The sequence below is a fragment of the Psychrobacter sp. ASPA161_9 genome, assembly GCF_051970275.1.
In the GTDB taxonomy this organism is placed as follows: domain Bacteria; phylum Pseudomonadota; class Gammaproteobacteria; order Pseudomonadales; family Moraxellaceae; genus Psychrobacter.
Map to the genome: position 1 here is coordinate 14,511 of NZ_JBEFNI010000015.1, position 16,914 is coordinate 31,424.

16 protein-coding genes are annotated in these 16,914 nt (G+C 44.9%); 1 reads left to right on the forward strand and 15 read right to left on the reverse strand.

Annotated elements, in window-relative coordinates; all coding sequences use genetic code 11:
• Positions 1 to 119: 119 nt before the first annotated feature.
• The 15 genes from ACTQ9S_RS13510 to ACTQ9S_RS13580 form a co-directional block, all read right to left on the reverse strand.
• Positions 120 to 1,406: a RidA family protein gene (locus ACTQ9S_RS13510; protein ID WP_440455236.1), complete on the reverse strand. Its 1,287-nt coding sequence runs from the start codon at positions 1,404 to 1,406 to the stop codon at positions 120 to 122.
• A gap of 192 nt (positions 1,407 to 1,598) precedes the next feature.
• Positions 1,599 to 2,198, reverse strand: coding sequence for a HupE/UreJ family protein (locus ACTQ9S_RS13515; protein WP_440455237.1), 600 nt, complete (start codon positions 2,196 to 2,198; stop codon positions 1,599 to 1,601).
• A 137-nt stretch (positions 2,199 to 2,335) separates the two neighbouring features.
• A complete protein-coding gene (gene ureG, locus ACTQ9S_RS13520; protein WP_068037166.1) occupies positions 2,336 to 2,974 on the reverse strand; it encodes an urease accessory protein UreG in 639 nt (212 codons plus the stop codon).
• Positions 2,975 to 3,088: 114 nt separating this feature from the next.
• On the reverse strand, positions 3,089 to 3,811 hold the full coding sequence (locus ACTQ9S_RS13525) for an urease accessory protein UreF (RefSeq protein ID WP_228138850.1): 723 nt from the start codon (positions 3,809 to 3,811) through the stop codon (positions 3,089 to 3,091).
• Positions 3,786 to 4,346, reverse strand: coding sequence for an urease accessory protein UreE (gene ureE, locus ACTQ9S_RS13530; RefSeq protein ID WP_440455238.1), 561 nt, complete (start codon positions 4,344 to 4,346; stop codon positions 3,786 to 3,788). The genes ACTQ9S_RS13525 and ureE overlap by 26 nt, the downstream gene beginning before the upstream one ends.
• A gap of 21 nt (positions 4,347 to 4,367) precedes the next feature.
• Positions 4,368 to 6,071: an urease subunit alpha gene (gene ureC / locus ACTQ9S_RS13535; protein WP_440455239.1), complete on the reverse strand. Its 1,704-nt coding sequence runs from the start codon at positions 6,069 to 6,071 to the stop codon at positions 4,368 to 4,370.
• Positions 6,068 to 6,427 (reverse strand): urease subunit beta, encoded by a 360-nt coding sequence (locus tag ACTQ9S_RS13540; protein WP_440455240.1) that lies wholly within the window; start codon positions 6,425 to 6,427, stop codon positions 6,068 to 6,070. Before ACTQ9S_RS13540 ends, ureC begins: the two co-directional genes overlap by 4 nt.
• An 11-nt stretch (positions 6,428 to 6,438) precedes the next feature.
• Complete coding sequence (ureA, locus tag ACTQ9S_RS13545; RefSeq protein ID WP_068037177.1) at positions 6,439 to 6,741, reverse strand: urease subunit gamma; 303 nt, start codon at positions 6,739 to 6,741, stop codon at positions 6,439 to 6,441.
• Positions 6,742 to 6,905: 164 nt separating this feature from the next.
• A complete protein-coding gene (locus tag ACTQ9S_RS13550; RefSeq protein WP_440455241.1) occupies positions 6,906 to 7,814 on the reverse strand; it encodes an urease accessory protein UreD in 909 nt (302 codons plus the stop codon).
• Positions 7,815 to 8,352: 538 nt separating this feature from the next.
• Complete coding sequence (locus tag ACTQ9S_RS13555) at positions 8,353 to 8,841, reverse strand: M48 metallopeptidase family protein (protein WP_068328964.1); 489 nt, start codon at positions 8,839 to 8,841, stop codon at positions 8,353 to 8,355.
• A gap of 330 nt (positions 8,842 to 9,171) precedes the next feature.
• The gene (gene betT, locus ACTQ9S_RS13560; RefSeq protein WP_068328966.1) at positions 9,172 to 11,217 is read right to left on the reverse strand and encodes a choline BCCT transporter BetT; all 2,046 of its coding nucleotides are present in this window, start codon (positions 11,215 to 11,217) and stop codon (positions 9,172 to 9,174) included.
• A gap of 295 nt (positions 11,218 to 11,512) precedes the next feature.
• Positions 11,513 to 13,213 carry a choline dehydrogenase gene (gene betA / locus ACTQ9S_RS13565; RefSeq protein ID WP_440455242.1) on the reverse strand — a complete coding sequence of 567 codons (1,701 nt, stop codon included), beginning with the start codon at positions 13,211 to 13,213 and terminating at the stop codon, positions 11,513 to 11,515.
• A 116-nt stretch (positions 13,214 to 13,329) separates the two neighbouring features.
• A complete protein-coding gene (gene betB / locus ACTQ9S_RS13570; protein WP_440455243.1) occupies positions 13,330 to 14,856 on the reverse strand; it encodes a betaine-aldehyde dehydrogenase in 1,527 nt (508 codons plus the stop codon).
• 140 nt (positions 14,857 to 14,996) lie between these two features.
• Entirely contained in the window at positions 14,997 to 15,569 is a 573-nt protein-coding gene (locus tag ACTQ9S_RS13575) for a TetR/AcrR family transcriptional regulator (RefSeq protein WP_068037190.1), read from the reverse strand.
• Positions 15,570 to 15,600: 31 nt separating this feature from the next.
• On the reverse strand, positions 15,601 to 15,945 hold the full coding sequence (locus tag ACTQ9S_RS13580) for a DMT family transporter (RefSeq protein WP_068328974.1): 345 nt from the start codon (positions 15,943 to 15,945) through the stop codon (positions 15,601 to 15,603).
• Positions 15,946 to 16,281: 336 nt separating this feature from the next.
• Between ACTQ9S_RS13580 and ACTQ9S_RS13585 the strand changes: the two genes are divergently transcribed.
• On the forward strand, positions 16,282 to 16,761 hold the full coding sequence (locus ACTQ9S_RS13585) for a hemerythrin domain-containing protein (protein WP_440455244.1): 480 nt from the start codon (positions 16,282 to 16,284) through the stop codon (positions 16,759 to 16,761).
• Positions 16,762 to 16,914 lie beyond the last annotated feature (153 nt).

A 16,914-nucleotide genomic window follows, 5' to 3' on the forward strand; every position in this document is an offset into this window, starting at 1 on the left:
AATATCTTCTTCTAAGTAAACCCTCTTCCTATTATTAGGAAGATCTAACAAAAAGTGCCAGTCATTGAAATGACTGGCACTTTTTTATTAAAAGACACTGTTATTAATAATTACTATTCTCAAGCTGGTGGCGTACCTTCGGCGTTGGATACGACAGTATCAATCTGTATCAAAGCATCCATAGGAATAGCGGCGACGCCAATCACTGTTCTAGCTGGCAAGTCGCTATTGAAGAAGGTCTTATAAATATCATTTACCACATCGATATCCGTGATGTCTTTAAGTTGGATAGTCATTTTCACCACATCATCCATAACATGGTCGATACTTTCTACAATAGCTTTGATATTTTCTAAGCACTGTTTGGTCTGCGCTTTGATATCGCCATCGATTAGCTTGCCTGTTTCAGGATTGATAGGTAATTGACCTGAGAGATGGTTGTAATGAGAGAACGCCACCGTTTGTGTTGATAGCGGGTTCTTCGGCGCTTTATCCGTATTGTTAGCCTTGATAGTGATGCCATGTTTATCTTCAGTGGCTTGTGGCGGTGTGCCATTTCCATGAGACACGATAGCATCAATCTGTACTAAAGCATCCAGCTGTAAATCTGACGCTACAACTATCGTGAGGGCAGGTAAATAGGCCGCGCTTCCATCACTGGTTGACTCTGGAAAGAATTCTTTATAAACGTCATTTACTACGTCCACATCGGCAAGATTTTTTAAAAAGATATTTACTTTGACAATTTCATGGAGAGGAACGTCGATACTTTCTAAAATTGCTTCGATGTTTTGTAGGCATTGCTGTGTCTGCTCTTTGACACCACCAGCGACCAGCTCACCAGTTTCAATATCTACAGGCAGTTGCGCTGAGATATTATTGTAATGAGAAAAAGCGACCGTATGCGGCGATACTGAATCCTTTGGTACTTTTTCATTGTTTTTTGGCACTTTTACCAGCTCAACGGGTGCTTGCGGATAAGTACCTTCACCGTTTGAGATAACCGCGTCCATTTGTACTAGAGCATTTTCCATGGGTAGCGCTGCTACTGCTATGACCGTCCGTGTCGGCAAATAGCCTTGAAAAAATGCGGGATAAATCGTATCTATTTCTTTAATATCAGCGATATCTTTTAAAAATATATTAATTTTGATTACATCATTCATGTCATGATCGATGCTTTCTACAATAGTTTTGATATTTTTTAGGCACTGTGCTGCCTGCACTTTTATATCATTCGCGACTAATTCACCGGTGGTAATATTGACAGGTAATTGCGCTGAAATATAGTTGTAATGTGAAAAAGCAACGGTTTGTGTAGATAGTAAATTTTGCGGGGCAATGTCCGTGTTTCTTGATACTTTTAGGATAGTGTCATTAATAGTGTCATTAGTAGTGTCGTTCATATCGGTATTCCCTATTTGATATGTGTTTTTATATAAGTCTCAGTTTGATGAAGTTTTATCGTGTTCTATAAAAAGCTGGTTGTGGAATAAGACGAGAAAATTAAACTCAAAAAGCCGCAAGAAATCTGTGCGGCTTTTTAGATTTATCATGATAACTGGGTTGCAGCACTAATAGAGATTAGCTAGTGAAGATTAGCCAGCAGCCAATACTCCACCAATGATAGCAACCACGCCGCCTAATGCACGGGTAATACGGTTATCGGCTTTAAGCATCATGGTACCTAGACCGCGACCAATAAAGGTAATGGCTAAGGTTGCGACAACGAAGCCGGCCATATAAAGCAGTAAACTTGAACCTTGGGTCATCTCAGTTCCGTGAGCATAACCGTGGGCGACCATAAACAGCGCAACCAAAGTGCCGCCAACAGCAGTCGGCAGTTTTGCAAGCGTCGCGATTAACACACCGACTAGCAATACTGACATGGCGATGCCTGTCTCTATCCCAGCCAAACTGATACCAGCCCAAGCAAGGCCTGCGCCCGCTATCATGCCACCGACGACAAATAAAGGCGTGCCAAGTTTCATCGTGGTGTTTTGGCGGATACTCCAAAAACCAATCGCACCCATGGCTAATAAGTGGTCAAGACCCATTAATGGATGCAATAATCCGCTAAGAAAACCATTGCTCACATGCTCGCCATGCCCAGGGTGGGCAACGGCTAAAGTGGCCGTCAGCATCAGCCCGATGGTCATTAATAGCTTCGCCACTGGCAACTTAGTCATTTTATTCATGGTGTTCTCCCTCTGTTCTTTTTGTTTATTATTAACTGGTATATAACTGTTTTTTATATCTTACTTGTACTATAAAGGCGTTTAAGCACTGATAGTTAAGCACTGATAGTTAAGCATTAATAATTAAGCACTTATTCTTAAGCATCAGCGCTTAGCTTTCCAGGACGACGCTCAGGCAACATACCCTGCTTTAAAATAAAGCTAATGATTTCTTCTACGCCCACACCGTCATACAAGTTGGTGAATATAAACGGACGCTCGCCGCGCATTTTTTTCGAGTCACGTTCCATCACATCTAGTGAAGCGTGTACATATTCAGCGATGTCAATTTTATTGATGATCAATAGGTCTGACTTAGTAATGCCCGGGCCGCCTTTACGAGGGATTTTATCGCCAGCAGCGACGTCGATGACGTATAGAGTTAAATCAGAAAGCTCTGGGCTAAAAGTAGCCGCTAAATTATCGCCGCCAGACTCTACTAACACCAGCTCTAGATTAGGATGACGCGTTTGCAAATCATCAATTGCAGCAAGATTCATAGAAGCATCTTCGCGGATAGCCGTATGCGGACAACCACCCGTTTCCACGCCAAGAATACGGTCAGCAGGCAAGGCGTCGTGCTTAAGTAAAAAGTCAGCATCTTCACGGGTGTAGATGTCGTTGGTGACCACGGCAATGTCATAGTGATCTTTTAGGGCGCTACATAACTGGCGCAATAAGGCCGTTTTGCCAGAACCAACTGGCCCACCGACACCTATTCTTAAACAATGTTTCATGGCTATCTTTCCTTATATATTAGTCGAAATGTATTAGTTAAAGCTGTTATAAAATCGAAGCTGCTATAAAATTAAAGCGATCGTAAAATAGAAACGGTTGCAAAATAAAAACGATCAGCTTCTGAATAATCTCGAATATTGGGTTTCATGTTGAGCACTACCGAGTGCTAACCCCGGTAAAATCGGACCTAACTGCTCATCAGTTAATGCCAGCGCAGTATCAATGGCAGCGACCAGTTGCGGGCGCAATTGCTCGTTCAAACGTTGCGCAGCGGTATGACCTAATGGCATTGCTTTACAGGCCACGGCCAGTTGGTTTTCCAGCCAGCCCCAAGCAAAGCCTAGTAAGCTCTGGCGTACAGGCACTTGTCGTTGATGGGCAGTCCAAGCAAAAACGGTCACATAACCTGGCTCTTCTGGTAGCTTGGCATGACCTAAGGCTGTCTGCGGTTGCAACTCTAAACTATTGAGCAAACGCATCAATGCTTGACCCAATCGTGTGTCTTCATCGCTGAGCTCAGCGGTCTCACGATTGGCGTGTATCCAGTCGTTCCAAAAGGCAAGACCCTCACTGTCACCATTCTCCCAGCAGGTTTGCAAACGTGCCAGTACTGGTAATTCGCAGCGCGACATACCATCGTCAAGTACGCCCTCTAACCACTCGCCAAGCTGTGCCTCATTACATACCCAACCTAGCTCAAATGCACTCTCTAGGCCCTGCGACCAAGCGAATGCACCAATTGGCAATGCAGGGCTAATCAGCTGCATCAGTCCCAGCAGCGCCAAATCGCTGGTTGCGTTTGGCTGTACGTCAGTGTGCATGGTTATGGTTGTCATTATGGGAATGTCCATGGGCATGATTGTGTTCGTGAGAGTGATCATTTGCATGTTCGTGTGCGTGCTCATGGGCATGAAAGTGTTCACGGCCAGCTTGCGCATAAGCACCAGATTCAGGGTCGAATGGCGCCTGGTGATGACTCAAGGTTGCCCCCAGCAGCACTGCCAATTCTTCTAACACATGATCTGGCGGGAACCGTACCCAATGACGCCCATCTGCATCACTACCAAGGGCGAGCGATACATGACGATTACCTAAGTGATAGCCGAGTCGTCCCAATGCCAAACCGCCCTCAACATAAGCGGTAGTGACTGGCTCATCAGCGGCGCATACTTGGATGATCTCGCCACTACTCGCTTGTAGTAAATCACCATGACGCAGTACCGGACCACGATCAAGGAACAAGCCGACATCAAGGCCGCTATCAGTCACCGCTTTTAGGCGGCCACGTATGCGCAGCTCATAAGGTAAAGTCAGGGTGTCGTGTACATCGGCCTGAGTGCTGCCGTCGATTCTCTTTATTAATTCAAGCATGTTGATATCCTTACAAGCGCTCTAAAACAAATGGTAACGTTGGGCTAATGGTAATTCTGACAGTGGCTCACAAGTTAATAACACGCCATCTGCGCGAACTTCATAAGTTTGTGGATCTACTGTCAGCTCTGGGCAGGCGTCATTGAGCTTCATATCACTCTTACGCATTTGACGGACGTTTTTACATGCCACCAGCCTGCTCTTTAGACCAAGTCTTTCTTCTAATCCGGTATTCATAGCTGCTTGACTAACAAAAGTAATTCGAGTTGCGGCAGCGGCACGACCAAGCGCACCAAACATACGGCGATAATGCACAGGTTGCGGCGTAGAAATAGCCGCATTGGGATCACCCATAGCAGCGCCAGCTATCATGCCACCCTTGAGAATAATTGATGGCTTAACGCCAAAGAAGCCCGGCTTCCACAATACGAGATCTGCCAATTTATCCACTTCAACAGAACCGACTTCATGGCCAACGCCATGAGTGATGGCTGGATTAATAGTGTATTTGGCAATGTAGCGCTTCACGCGGAAGTTGTCCGTACCGCGTTCCTCATCTTCTGGTAACAGACCACGTTGCAGGCGCATTTTGTGCGCAGTTTGCCAAGTACGGCACACTACTTCGCCAATACGACCCATCGCTTGCGAATCAGACGAAATCATCGAAATCACACCCATATCATGCAGGATGTCTTCAGCAGCAATAGTCTCACGACGGATACGCGAATCGGCAAAGGCAACATCTTCTGGAATACTGGGATCTAGATTATGGCATTCCATCAACATATCGAGATGCTCATCAACGGTATTAATCGTATAAGGGCGTGTCGGATTGGTAGATGATGGCAAGACGTTGGGCAAGCTACAAGCGACGATAATATCAGGCGCATGACCACCGCCCGCACCTTCAGTGTGGTAGGTATGGATACAGCGGTCTTTGAACGCCGCTACCGTATCTTCTACAAAGCCAGACTCATTCAAGCTATCGGCATGAATGGCAATCTGTATATCATAGCGATCGGCCACATCCAAAGCATTGCTGATAGAGGCTGGTGTCGCGCCCCAATCTTCATGGATTTTTAGACTCATCGCCCCAGCTTCTACTTGTTGTATCAGCGCTTCAGGAGTACTGGCACTACCTTTCCCAAGAAAACCAATATTAATGGGTAAGTCATCCACAGCCTGCATCATCTTGCCTAGATGCCAAGGGCCGGGCGTATGGGTAGTTGCGATTGAGCCAGTCGCTGGTCCCGTACCGCCGCCAATCATAGTCGTCAAGCCACTCATTAATGCTTCGTCAACCTGCTGCGGACAAATATAATGCACGTGCGTATCCACACCGCCCGCCGTCAAAATCTGACCTTCACCCGCTATAATTTCGGTACCAGGGCCAATGACAATATCGACATCAGGTTGGGTATCAGGGTTACCAGCTTTTCCGATAGCAGCGATGCGGCCATTTTTTAGACCCACATCGGCCTTCACGATACCCCACCAGTCGATAATGACAGCATTGGTAATGACAGTATCCATCACGGTCTCGTCGCAGCGCTGACTTTGACCCATACCATCACGAATCACCTTGCCACCACCGAACATGACCTCTTCACCATAATGCGTGTAGTCTTTTTCTATCTCGATCCACAGCTCAGTATCGCCTAAACGAATTCTATCGCCGGTCGTTGGACCATACATATCTGCATAAGCTTGGCGAGTAATTTTCATGAGTTCGCTCCTGAGTCTGAGTTTTGGTTCTGACCCTGATCCTGACCTTGATCTAAGGGACCCATTACTTCACCACGGAAACCATAAATATGGCGTAAACCTGAAAAAGGAATTAGGGGTACATCACGGTGTTGACCCGGCTCAAAACGTATCGCCATACCTGCCGCAATCGCTAAGCGGTGCCCATAAGCTTTTTTACGGTCAAAGTCTAAGGCCGCGTTGGTCTCGGCAAAGTGATAGTGAGAGCCGACTTGGATAGGACGGTCACCCGTGTTTGCGACATTGATAGTGATAGGTTCACGATCGACACATAACTCAATGTCATCGCTCTTTAGCTGATATTCACCAGGAATCATAGCAAGTCTCCTCAGACAATAGGGTTATGAACGGTCACAAGCTTCGTGCCGTCGGGAAAGGTTGCCTCAACTTGCAGGCTTTCAATCATCTCAGCGATGCCATCCATGACGTCATCTCGAGTAAGAATTTCGCGGCCCGCACTCATCATATCTGCCACGGTACGGCCTTCACGCGCACCCTCCATAATGGCGCAACTGATCAGCGCTATTGCTTCAGGATAATTCAGTTTGAGGCCTTTAGCCTTACGGCGCTCAGCAAGCAGCCCTGCGGTAAACAATAGCAACTTATCTTTATCTCTTGGCGTTAATTCCATCGCTGACTCCTTCTTATATTATGGTTATCGTTTTATTGGAAGCCTATGCCATTAGCAGGCTTATGTTATTAATTATTAGTTGCTAGTTATTAGTTGCTAGTTATCAATAAATAGACAGATAGAATCGTTTGTCAGCACTTAAGCAAAAGCTCAGTCACCAATCGTTAAGTCAACCAAATTCGTGGTGTGATGGCTTTGTGTCCGGTCAATCGCGGACGCAGTACTTCTCGCGCTTGCTGGAATATATCCCAAGCTTCGTTACGCTCAACGCCTAAATAGCGTAGCAGCAATACGCCGCGACGATAGGTAACTGCCCAATGATTGGCAGCGGGTATATGCTCACGTAGTGCAGTGATGACCTCTAGCGGATCGTCCAATCCAACCGCCCATAATGTCGCATGGACGGTGGCACCGCCCTGCCCCCACATGCCAGCAAATCTTGGATGATCTGGGTCTATGCATTGGCGTTCTATCCATAACGGGCGGCCATTACGGGTGAGATGAAAGCGCTGTTCGAGACGGCCACTGACGAAAGGTAGCTTGCTGGCAGGACGGCCAAGACCGAGAATCTCCCACCCCAAGCACTTGGCGTTGTCTTCTAAATCAATGATGATGGTCTGCTCACCACGAGAGCCGTTAAAAGCCAGCGTTTCTTGTGGTAGCCATTCTAAAGTAGCGTCATTAGCAATTTTTAGATGGGTATGCTGGTTCCAAGCAACGCCATTACTGTCGGCTTTATAAAGCTTATTGGCAGCAGGCGTCGTTAACAAAGTATGGGCGTTTGCCGCCACAGTGACATCTATATTGAGTGCATCGCCACTAGCAATACCACCAGGCGGATGCAGCAGATAAACGTGACAGCAACCATCGCGACCTTCAGGATAGAACGGTCTTTGGACACGCAAGGGACCATAATGGCGGGCTATATTCATGCGGGTAATGCTAGTCTCAGCTTCAGCGTGAGCACCAAATCCCAACGTTAAAAATGCCGCCCAATGACGGTTGGCATCAAATTGATGTCCTGAGTCTGTAGCAGTCTGTTGTGTTGTAGTTCTATTAGATAAAGTCGTCATTCCGTCGAACACCTTTTTATAGGCCCAGCGCGACACACATCGCTGAATCGTTAGTCAATCGTCCTGTTAGACAGGCAATTAACTTAAAATAGCAAAATATTCACGTGCGCGGGTGAGGTCAGGTTGACAATACTGGCTTATAGTTGATTCAATTTAAAAGAGAGTCAAGGCAACCGAGTGCAGATGGTTATGTGATACTTCAAGCGAGGTTAACGCTGTTACTCTTTTATAGGGGATTGAATACATTAGCCGTCAATGAATGTCAATATATGGGCATTAACTGCCTAGAAATTGTAATACTAATTAGTACAGGTAGATTCGATTAAATGTCAGGGTAGTAGATTATATCCCTTGATATGAATATTGGTTTTGGTCACTCAGGACTTGAAAAGAACACTTATGAGAAAACACCTATACTCTACAACTCTTATAGGTTATTAACCAAGGCTTGTCAAGATAATAATCGGAATTTAGCGAAGGGCAAACTATGGTTGAATCTAAGTATTATCAGACTTTTAGCTTAATATCATTAGCCAAATCACAGCTCTCGCCAATGTAACCACAAGCGTGTGTCCAACTCAAACTGATGATAATCTGGCTCCATGTGACAGCACAATTGATAAAAAGCCTTATTATGCTCATGCTCTTTAAAATGTGCCAATTCATGCACGACAATCATGCGTAAAAACTCAGGTGGTGCTTCCTGAAACAAGCTCGCCACCGTAATACTGTTATGCGATTTTAGCTTACTGCCTTGTACACGAGACTGGGTAGTATGAATGCCCAGTGCATGCTTGAGGACTTTTAACTTGCTACTGTAACTGACGTTCGATAACTGACCAATCTTGCGCATAGATTGGTTTTTTATATCATTTATGTATTGATAAAGTGCTTTATCGCTTTGTACTTGGTGCTGATTAGGGTACTTGTTTTCTAGGTACTCTCCTAGCCTACCATCACTAATGAGCAGTGCCGCTTGGGTTTGAATTTGCTCAGAGTAATGAGCGATGTACTTGAGTGTGGTCACAAATTTATCCTTTGCTTATATAGTCAAATTACCTTAAAAATGCTACGGTAATGCTGGTATAATTTTTTTGCAGCCTCTGTCTGCGTAGGCACAGCAAGCAAGAAAAACTTATACCAGCAGTACGTGATATATCGATATTAATTTTCACTAACTAGACTTTAGAACTTGTCTGTATAGATTTTACTCTATCCCTATTTATTTTTTTCAATAAAAAACCCCATAAGCTGCATTTAACTTATGGGGTCACCTCTTACGATATTTTTATTTGAACATTTAAAACCTATTACTTAATATCATTGTCACGCAATATTATAGCGTTTGATAAATTCATTAACGCTCTAAATGTAGATACTGCAAATGGCGCTCGTACTGATTTAAGATATCGACCAGCACTTGCTCTTTGGAGTAGCCAACCAAATCGTACTCTTGCGAGCCATCACTTAAGAACACTTCAGCACGATAATAGTATTCTGCGTGCTTGGTTGAGGTATTGAGCGTGAAATTAGGACGCTCAGCTTTGATCAAATTAACTTCATAAATAAAGTCATCTTCATCACCATGTCCAACTCGTAATTTTAGACCATCTATTTGACCGCTACTCTCATCCATGCCTTCATCTATATCTTGCCCGATATGTGCAGGGTTACGGATATCCAAAGACGTTTTTAGACCGCCAGCTTTAAGTTCATTTTCAACTTCAGTCATTGCAGGTCTTACCACATTTTGCAAAAACCGTTCAACTTGCGCATGTCCAGGGAAGCTAACAATACGTTGTAAACGCGCTTTCCAGCTCTTACCGCTATCAAGCACGTTTGCGGTGCCAACAGTACTGGCTTTACGTTTATTGCCCTCTTCTTTTAATGACTTCCACATAGCCATCATATAGAGCACAAGGATAAGTGAGAAAGGCAAGCCGGCTATCACAGATACTGACTGTAATGACGCAAAGCCACCAGCGAACAGTAGACCCAAAGTAATCAAACCCGTTGCCGCTGCCCAAAACAGACGCAACCAAACTGGTGCGTCGGTATCATTGGTCATGCCTCTTGAGCTTAGGTTCGCCAATACTAAAGCACCTGAGTCAGCTGAAGTCACAAAGAATACTAGCCCGATAACCACGCCAGCGAACGACAAAACATCACTGTAAGGAAAATACTCAAACAAGGCAAACATGCCCATCGCCGCATCATTAACAGCGATTTCACCAAGCTCGGTTGCCCCATTGGCGACCAAGTCTATCGCTGAATTACCAAAGATAGAGAACCATGCAAAAATGAAACCAAGTGGGATAAACATCACGCCGAACACAAACTCACGCAGGGTACGACCACGGCTAATACGCGCGATAAACAAGCCTACAAAAGGTGCCCAAGCGACCCACCATGCCCAGAAAAATATCGTCCAGCCTGATTTCCAATCGGCACCAGCAGTACCGTCATAGGCATACACATCAAAGGTTTTGTAGATAATGGTTTGGAAGTATTGACCAATACTTTGGGTAAAGGTATTGAGCAAATAAACTGTATTACCCATCACTAATATCGCGATTAATAGCAATATCGAAGAGAGCATGTTGAATTCGGATAAACGGCGTACGCCTTTTTCAACACCAGTCATCGCAGAGATAGCTGCGGCAGCAACCACGCCCACAATGATGAAAGTCTGCACCATTTTACTGGATTCAATACCAAAGACATGGGTCAATCCAGCATTGGCCTGTAATACCCCAATGCCTAAGCTGGTCGCAATACCCATCAGCGTACAGACGACACCAAAGGTATCAATACCATCACCAAGCCAGCCCTTAATTAATCGCTCGCCAAAGATAGGTGTCAACGGTGAACGCAAAGCTAATGGCATGTTTTTACGATAAGCAAAGTACGCCAATGCCATCCCGATTAGCGCATAAATGCCCCAGCCATGTAGACCCCAATGTAAAAAGGTCTGAGCAAGTGCTTCACGCATGGCCGCCTCACTGGCAGGCTCGAGCCCAGTATGCGGCGTTAGATAATGCATCAACGGCTCAGACGCACCAAAGAACAATAAATCAATGCCGATACCAGCAGAGAACAGCATCGCGGCCCACGCTAAAAAGGGAAACTGAGCTTTTTCATGATCTTGACCAAGCTTGATATCACCATACTTGGAGAAGCCAACAAATAATGCAAATATACTATAAGCGGCAACTACCAACATGTAATACCAGCCAAAACTCTCTGATACCCATGCCATACTTGAGCTTAATAATGCCTCACTATAATCTGGAAACGCAATCGTCCAGATGATTAATAAAATAGAAATAATAGCTGAACCTAAAAAAACCGTCTTATTTAGAGTCAGGGGTTTCGTCGCATCTTTTGATGGCGAGCTGTACATAAAAGACCTCAATAGGTAAATTAAACAGGGTCTGATATTGCTTTGTCCGTCATAACCTTATGACTGATAACCGCATGACATATAAATAACCGCATGACGCACAAAGCAGTACCAATGAATAAAATTTGCTACCTTTAAACTGTTAGAAAAATAGCAAAGCAAACGATAAACAGAGGCAGCTATAAAGGCTTCATCTGCTTAACATGAGCGCTGATAAAAAAGACCTTTACTGTGAAAGGCCTTCTTACTTGAAATCGTCTTATATTATTTATTATCCAATAGCTTATACAGTCGTTTATCCAACAGAACTATAATCGCGCATCGGCTCCGCTCTGAGCGGTGCGCCATTGGCGACATAATAGTCTGCCGTTGAGCGTGGCAGCTGCACACCGCGCATTTTATCAACGATTTTTTCGGCGAGCATAATCGTAGTCGCGTTAAGATTACCACTAATTATATTTGGCATGATAGACGCATCAACGACTCGCAAGCCACTAATACCGTGCACTAGCCCTTCTCCATTGACCACCGAATCATTACCTTCGCCCATTGGACAAGTACAAGAAGGATGATAAGCCGTCTCACTGTGGTTACGTACATATTCATCCAACTGAGCATCGGTCACCAAATCATCGGTCGGCGCAATAGCACGTCCACGATAAGGATCAAGCGCTGGCTGATGCATAATCTCACGAGTGATACGCATGGCAGCGCGGAACTCTTGCCAGTCTTGATCATGAGACATATAGTTAAATAAGATACTTGGATGCGCGCTTGGGTCTTTTGAGGTTAGCTTGACACGGCCACGACTTGGCGAGCGTAATGAGCCGACGTGTGCTTGGAAACTATGAGAGTTCACCGCACTGCGGCCATCATAACGCACCGCTAACGGCAGGAAATGATACTGGATATTAGGATGGGTAAACTTCTCATCGGTACGGATAAAGCCGCCACCTTCAAATTGGTTTGATGCACCAAGTCCTGTCCCCATAAACAACCATTCAGCACCAATCGCTGGCTTATTCCACCATTTATTGGCAGGCGCAATTGAGACTGGTAGCTTACATTCGTACTGCATATACAGCTCTAAATGGTCTTGTAGATTACTTCCCACGCCCGGCAAATCTAAAACCTCAGTCACGCCTACATCTTTAAGCCATTGACCAGGACCAATACCTGAACGCTGCAACAGTTGCGGTGAAGCAATCGCGCCCGATGAGACAATCACTTCACGAGACGCGTAGAATTTTTTGGTTTGACCTTGGTGTTCTACTTTGACACCGACAGCGCGTTTGCCATCAAAGAGAATCACATCAGTCAATGCGCCAGTCAAAATGGTGATATTGCTACGCGGTTTGGCACGGTCAAGATAACCACGCGCCGTTGATGCGCGGCGACCATTAGGTGTCACAAAGCGATCCATTGGCCCAAATCCTTCTTGCTGATAACCATTTAGATCATCCGTGCTTGGATAGCCAGCTTGCACGCCCGCTTCAATCATCGCTTCAAACAGCGGATTGACTCCAGGCTTTGAAGTGGTCATCTCAACCGGACCACCCACGCCATGATAATCGTTTTCGCCAGCGTCGCAGTTTTCTAGCTTTTTAAAGTAAGGCAGACAGTCTGAATAAGTCCAATCTTCTAAGCCTTTGATTTTCGCCCAATCGTCAAAATCGAGCGCATTGCCACGGATATAGCACATACCGTTAATCAACGATGAGCCACCAAGCCCTTTACCGCGACCGCAGTCCATCACGCGATTATTCATATTCGGCTCGGGATCGGTTTTGTATCCCCAGTTATAAGTGGTGCCTTGCAACGGCATCGCGAGCGCCGCTGGCATCTGGGTGCGAAAGTCTAAGCGATGGTCTGGACGACCCGCCTCTAACAGCAACACCTTAATGTTGGCATCTTCGGTCAAGCGCGTGGCCAGCACGTTTCCTGCTGAGCCTGCACCAACAATGATGTAGTCATACTCAGGTGTGATTGTTGTCATAAAATGCTCCATAATATTGAAAATAAATCATTTAATATCAGTAAGATTGAATCAAAAGGACAAATTAGCCCAAATGAATCAATCTTACTGATTAAGAATCTTCTCAATACAAATTATTAAAATACAGACTCAAACGCGCCCAACTCTACTTGAATAGATTTGGTCTGTGTATAGTGCTCAAGAGCTTCAATACCATTCTCACGGCCAATACCCGAATGCTTATAACCACCAACTGGCATTTGCGCAGGTGATTCACCCCAAGTATTTAACCAGCAAATACCGGCTTCAATCTGACCAATCACTCGATGTGCGCGAGTCAAATCAGCGGTTACCACCCCTGCTGCCAAGCCGTACTCGGTATCATTGGCACGGCGAATGACTTCTTCTTCGGTCTCATAAGTCAATATCGACATCACTGGGCCAAAGATTTCCTCACGTACGATAGTCATATCATCGCTGCAATCCGTAAACACAGTCGGTGCGACAAACGCACCGTTGGCAAGTTCGCCTGAGGTGATACGTTCGCCGCCAGTTAATAGACGCGCGCCACCCTTTTTACCTTGCTCGATATAGCCAAGTACTCTTTCCATATGCGTAAAGCTGACCATTGGACCCATATTGATATTTTCATCCATTGGATCGCCCAATTTGATACGCTCAACACGCGTTAAGATAGCCTCTTCAAACTTGGCTTGTAGCGCTTTAGGGATAAACACACGCGTGCCATTGGTACAAACCTGACCGCTGCTATAGAAGTTCGCCATCATGGCGATATCAGCAGCGGTATCGATATCGGCATCTTCAAATATAATCAATGGCGACTTACCACCAAGCTCTAAGGTCACGTCTTTAAGAGACGATGATGCTGCACTCGACATGACTTTTTTACCAGTCGGAACGCCGCCAGTAAACGATACTTTGGCGATATCAGGATGCTGGGTTAATGCTTCGCCCACTTCATAATTACCTTGCACGACGTTAAAGACGCCATCTGGCAAGCCCGCTTCGGTAAATATTTCCGCCAGTTTTAAGGCGGTTAATGGCGTGACTTCTGATGGTTTAAAAATCATTGCATTACCAGCGGCTAATGCTGGTGCAGCCTTCCACATCGCGATTTGAATCGGATAATTCCACGCGCCAATTCCGGCGACCACGCCAAGTGGCTCCTGACGGGTATAGACAAAGCTGGTATCACGCAGCGGAATCTGACGACCTTCAATCATCGGTGCAAGACCTGCATAATACTCAATGACATCGGCACCAGTGACGATATCGACATATTTGGTCTCAGAGTAAGCTTTACCTGTGTCTTTGGTCTCAAGTAACGCCAGCACATCATTGCGTTCGCGCAGTATGGCTACTGCGTTTAATAGAATACGACTACGTTCAACTGGCGTCATCGCTGCCCAAACTTTTTGACCTTTTTGCGCCGCAATAACGGCTTCATTAATCTGCTCAGCAGTCGTTTGCTGAATGGTTGCCAGCACTTTACCCGTCGCTGGATTAATATCTTCAAAAGTAGTTAACGAGTCATCGACAGCCAGATAGCGACCATTAATATAGGCGGTTTGTACTTGTTCTAAATCGATAATGTCTGTTAAGTTATTTAGATTTGGGTTTGGGTTTGTCTTTGAATCTGTCATGAGTTCTCCTGTCGACGATTGATACAAGCTTTGTAAAAAAGTTAATACCGAATAATTTCGTCATTGTTTAAGTTTTAAAAAATAAAATTTATATGGTTCTTTCTTAAGGTTTCTTTCTTGAGTTATTTGAGAGCGGCGTTTTAATCATTCTCAGGTTGCGTCATTTTTATCAAACGCGCGCGTAATGATTTTTTGTCCGATATATTAATTCCTGAAAAATCAGAGAGCCAAATCCCATCAGCGACCAAACGCACCATACACAAGGTTTCGGTATTATCGGTTGCTTCATGCTTCTTTAATTGCTCATTTGACCAATCGGCCCACAGCTGACGTAGCTCGCTATCACCCAGCATCAATACATATAAAGTGGCTTGATTATCAAACTCTTCCTGCCCTTTTTCGCCTAAGCTAATCGTGGCATCGATATAAGCGCGGGTGAAAGAGCCATAACGCACAGGGTCTCCCGCCATAGCTTGATTCACTTCTGCCTCAAACTTGGCCATGGCGTCATGAAACACTTCAAGGATGAGCGCATTCTTAGTAGTAAAGTGATGCATCACGCCACCTTTGGTCACCCCGACCGCATCAGCAACGGCTTGAAAAGTTACCTTTGACAGCCCCTGCTCTAACGTGATTCGTGCCGCCTGATCTAGCAGCGCACGACGCACTACTTCTGGCTGTTTTTTACGTTTATAAGCGTTTTCTGTTTCCATTTTTATTTCCATGTTCATTTTTACCTACCTGTCAGTGCACCACAGAATTAGACAGTAAGTTCATTACAATGACACCGCCAACAATCATCGCAATGCCCACTACCGCTGCTGTATCAAGGCTTTGCTTAAATAACACGATGCCCACAAGCGAAGTCAAAACGATACCCAATCCACCCCACAGCGCATAAGCAATACCAAGCGGTATGGTCTTGATGGTTTGGGTCAACAAATAAAATGAGATGGCATAAAGCACTCCCATAATCAGGGTCGGCACCAAACGCGTAAACTGCTCTGACTTTACTAAAAAGGTCGTGCCAATCACTTCACAAATGATGGCAATGGCTAGGTAACCGTAGGCAATAGCGATAGGACTCATATTTAGGATACCTGTTCAAATCAAGCATATCTTCTTGATTAAGCATGAGTTAGTAAGAATAAACTGATGAACTACACAGTAAAGAAACCGTACGGTCGGTATTGTATAGAAATATACTAGCAATGTGAAGGGTAGGTTTGTATCCTTACCATTTATAGATAGTCAAATGCATCAACTTAATATCTCGTCTCTAATAAGAGCTAGATTAGTATATAGTTGGATATAGGATTGAATGTATAATTAAATATAGAGTGACGTTGCGCAAAAATAATGAATGAGAATCTTTCGATTTGTTTAGGATTAATGATTAATAACTAATGATTAAGGTATCTAACTATGAAACGTGCCCATCAACTACAGCCCTTATCGCGTCAACATCACCTCGGTCTCCATATTGGACGCCACGCCAAAGAGTGCGCTGATAATCCTGAACAGATCGCTGAACATTGGCAAGCACTATCCTCTTATATGAGCGATATGCGTCATCATTTCCAGATTGAAGACAATCTAATCGTTGCAGCTTTACTACCTCATCAATCTACTCAGCCTGAGGTCGCATCCATACTCGATACATTGACTACGCAGCATAAGCTGTTGCATGAACTAACAGCAGACATAGAAGCATCTCAAGAAAATAAAAGTGATACCGTCACTGTGCAGCAAGTTAGACAACTTGCTAACCTGCTATATGACCATGTGCGTTTTGAAGAACGTGAACTCTTCCCTGTCGTTGAAAAATATCTAACAGAGGATGAGTTGGATGTGATTTATGAGGCGAGTCCAGACAGTATTAAGCGCTCAAATGAAAGTCGCTAAATCGAATAGTGATTAGGTTGTAAAAGCAATTCATCAACGCTGATTCAAACTTGTGATCAACGCTGATTCAACCTATTCACACTGGCAATCAGCGCCACCATAATCATGCCTATAACGATAAGAATACCGGACATCAGGTGCGCGGCTTCGTAA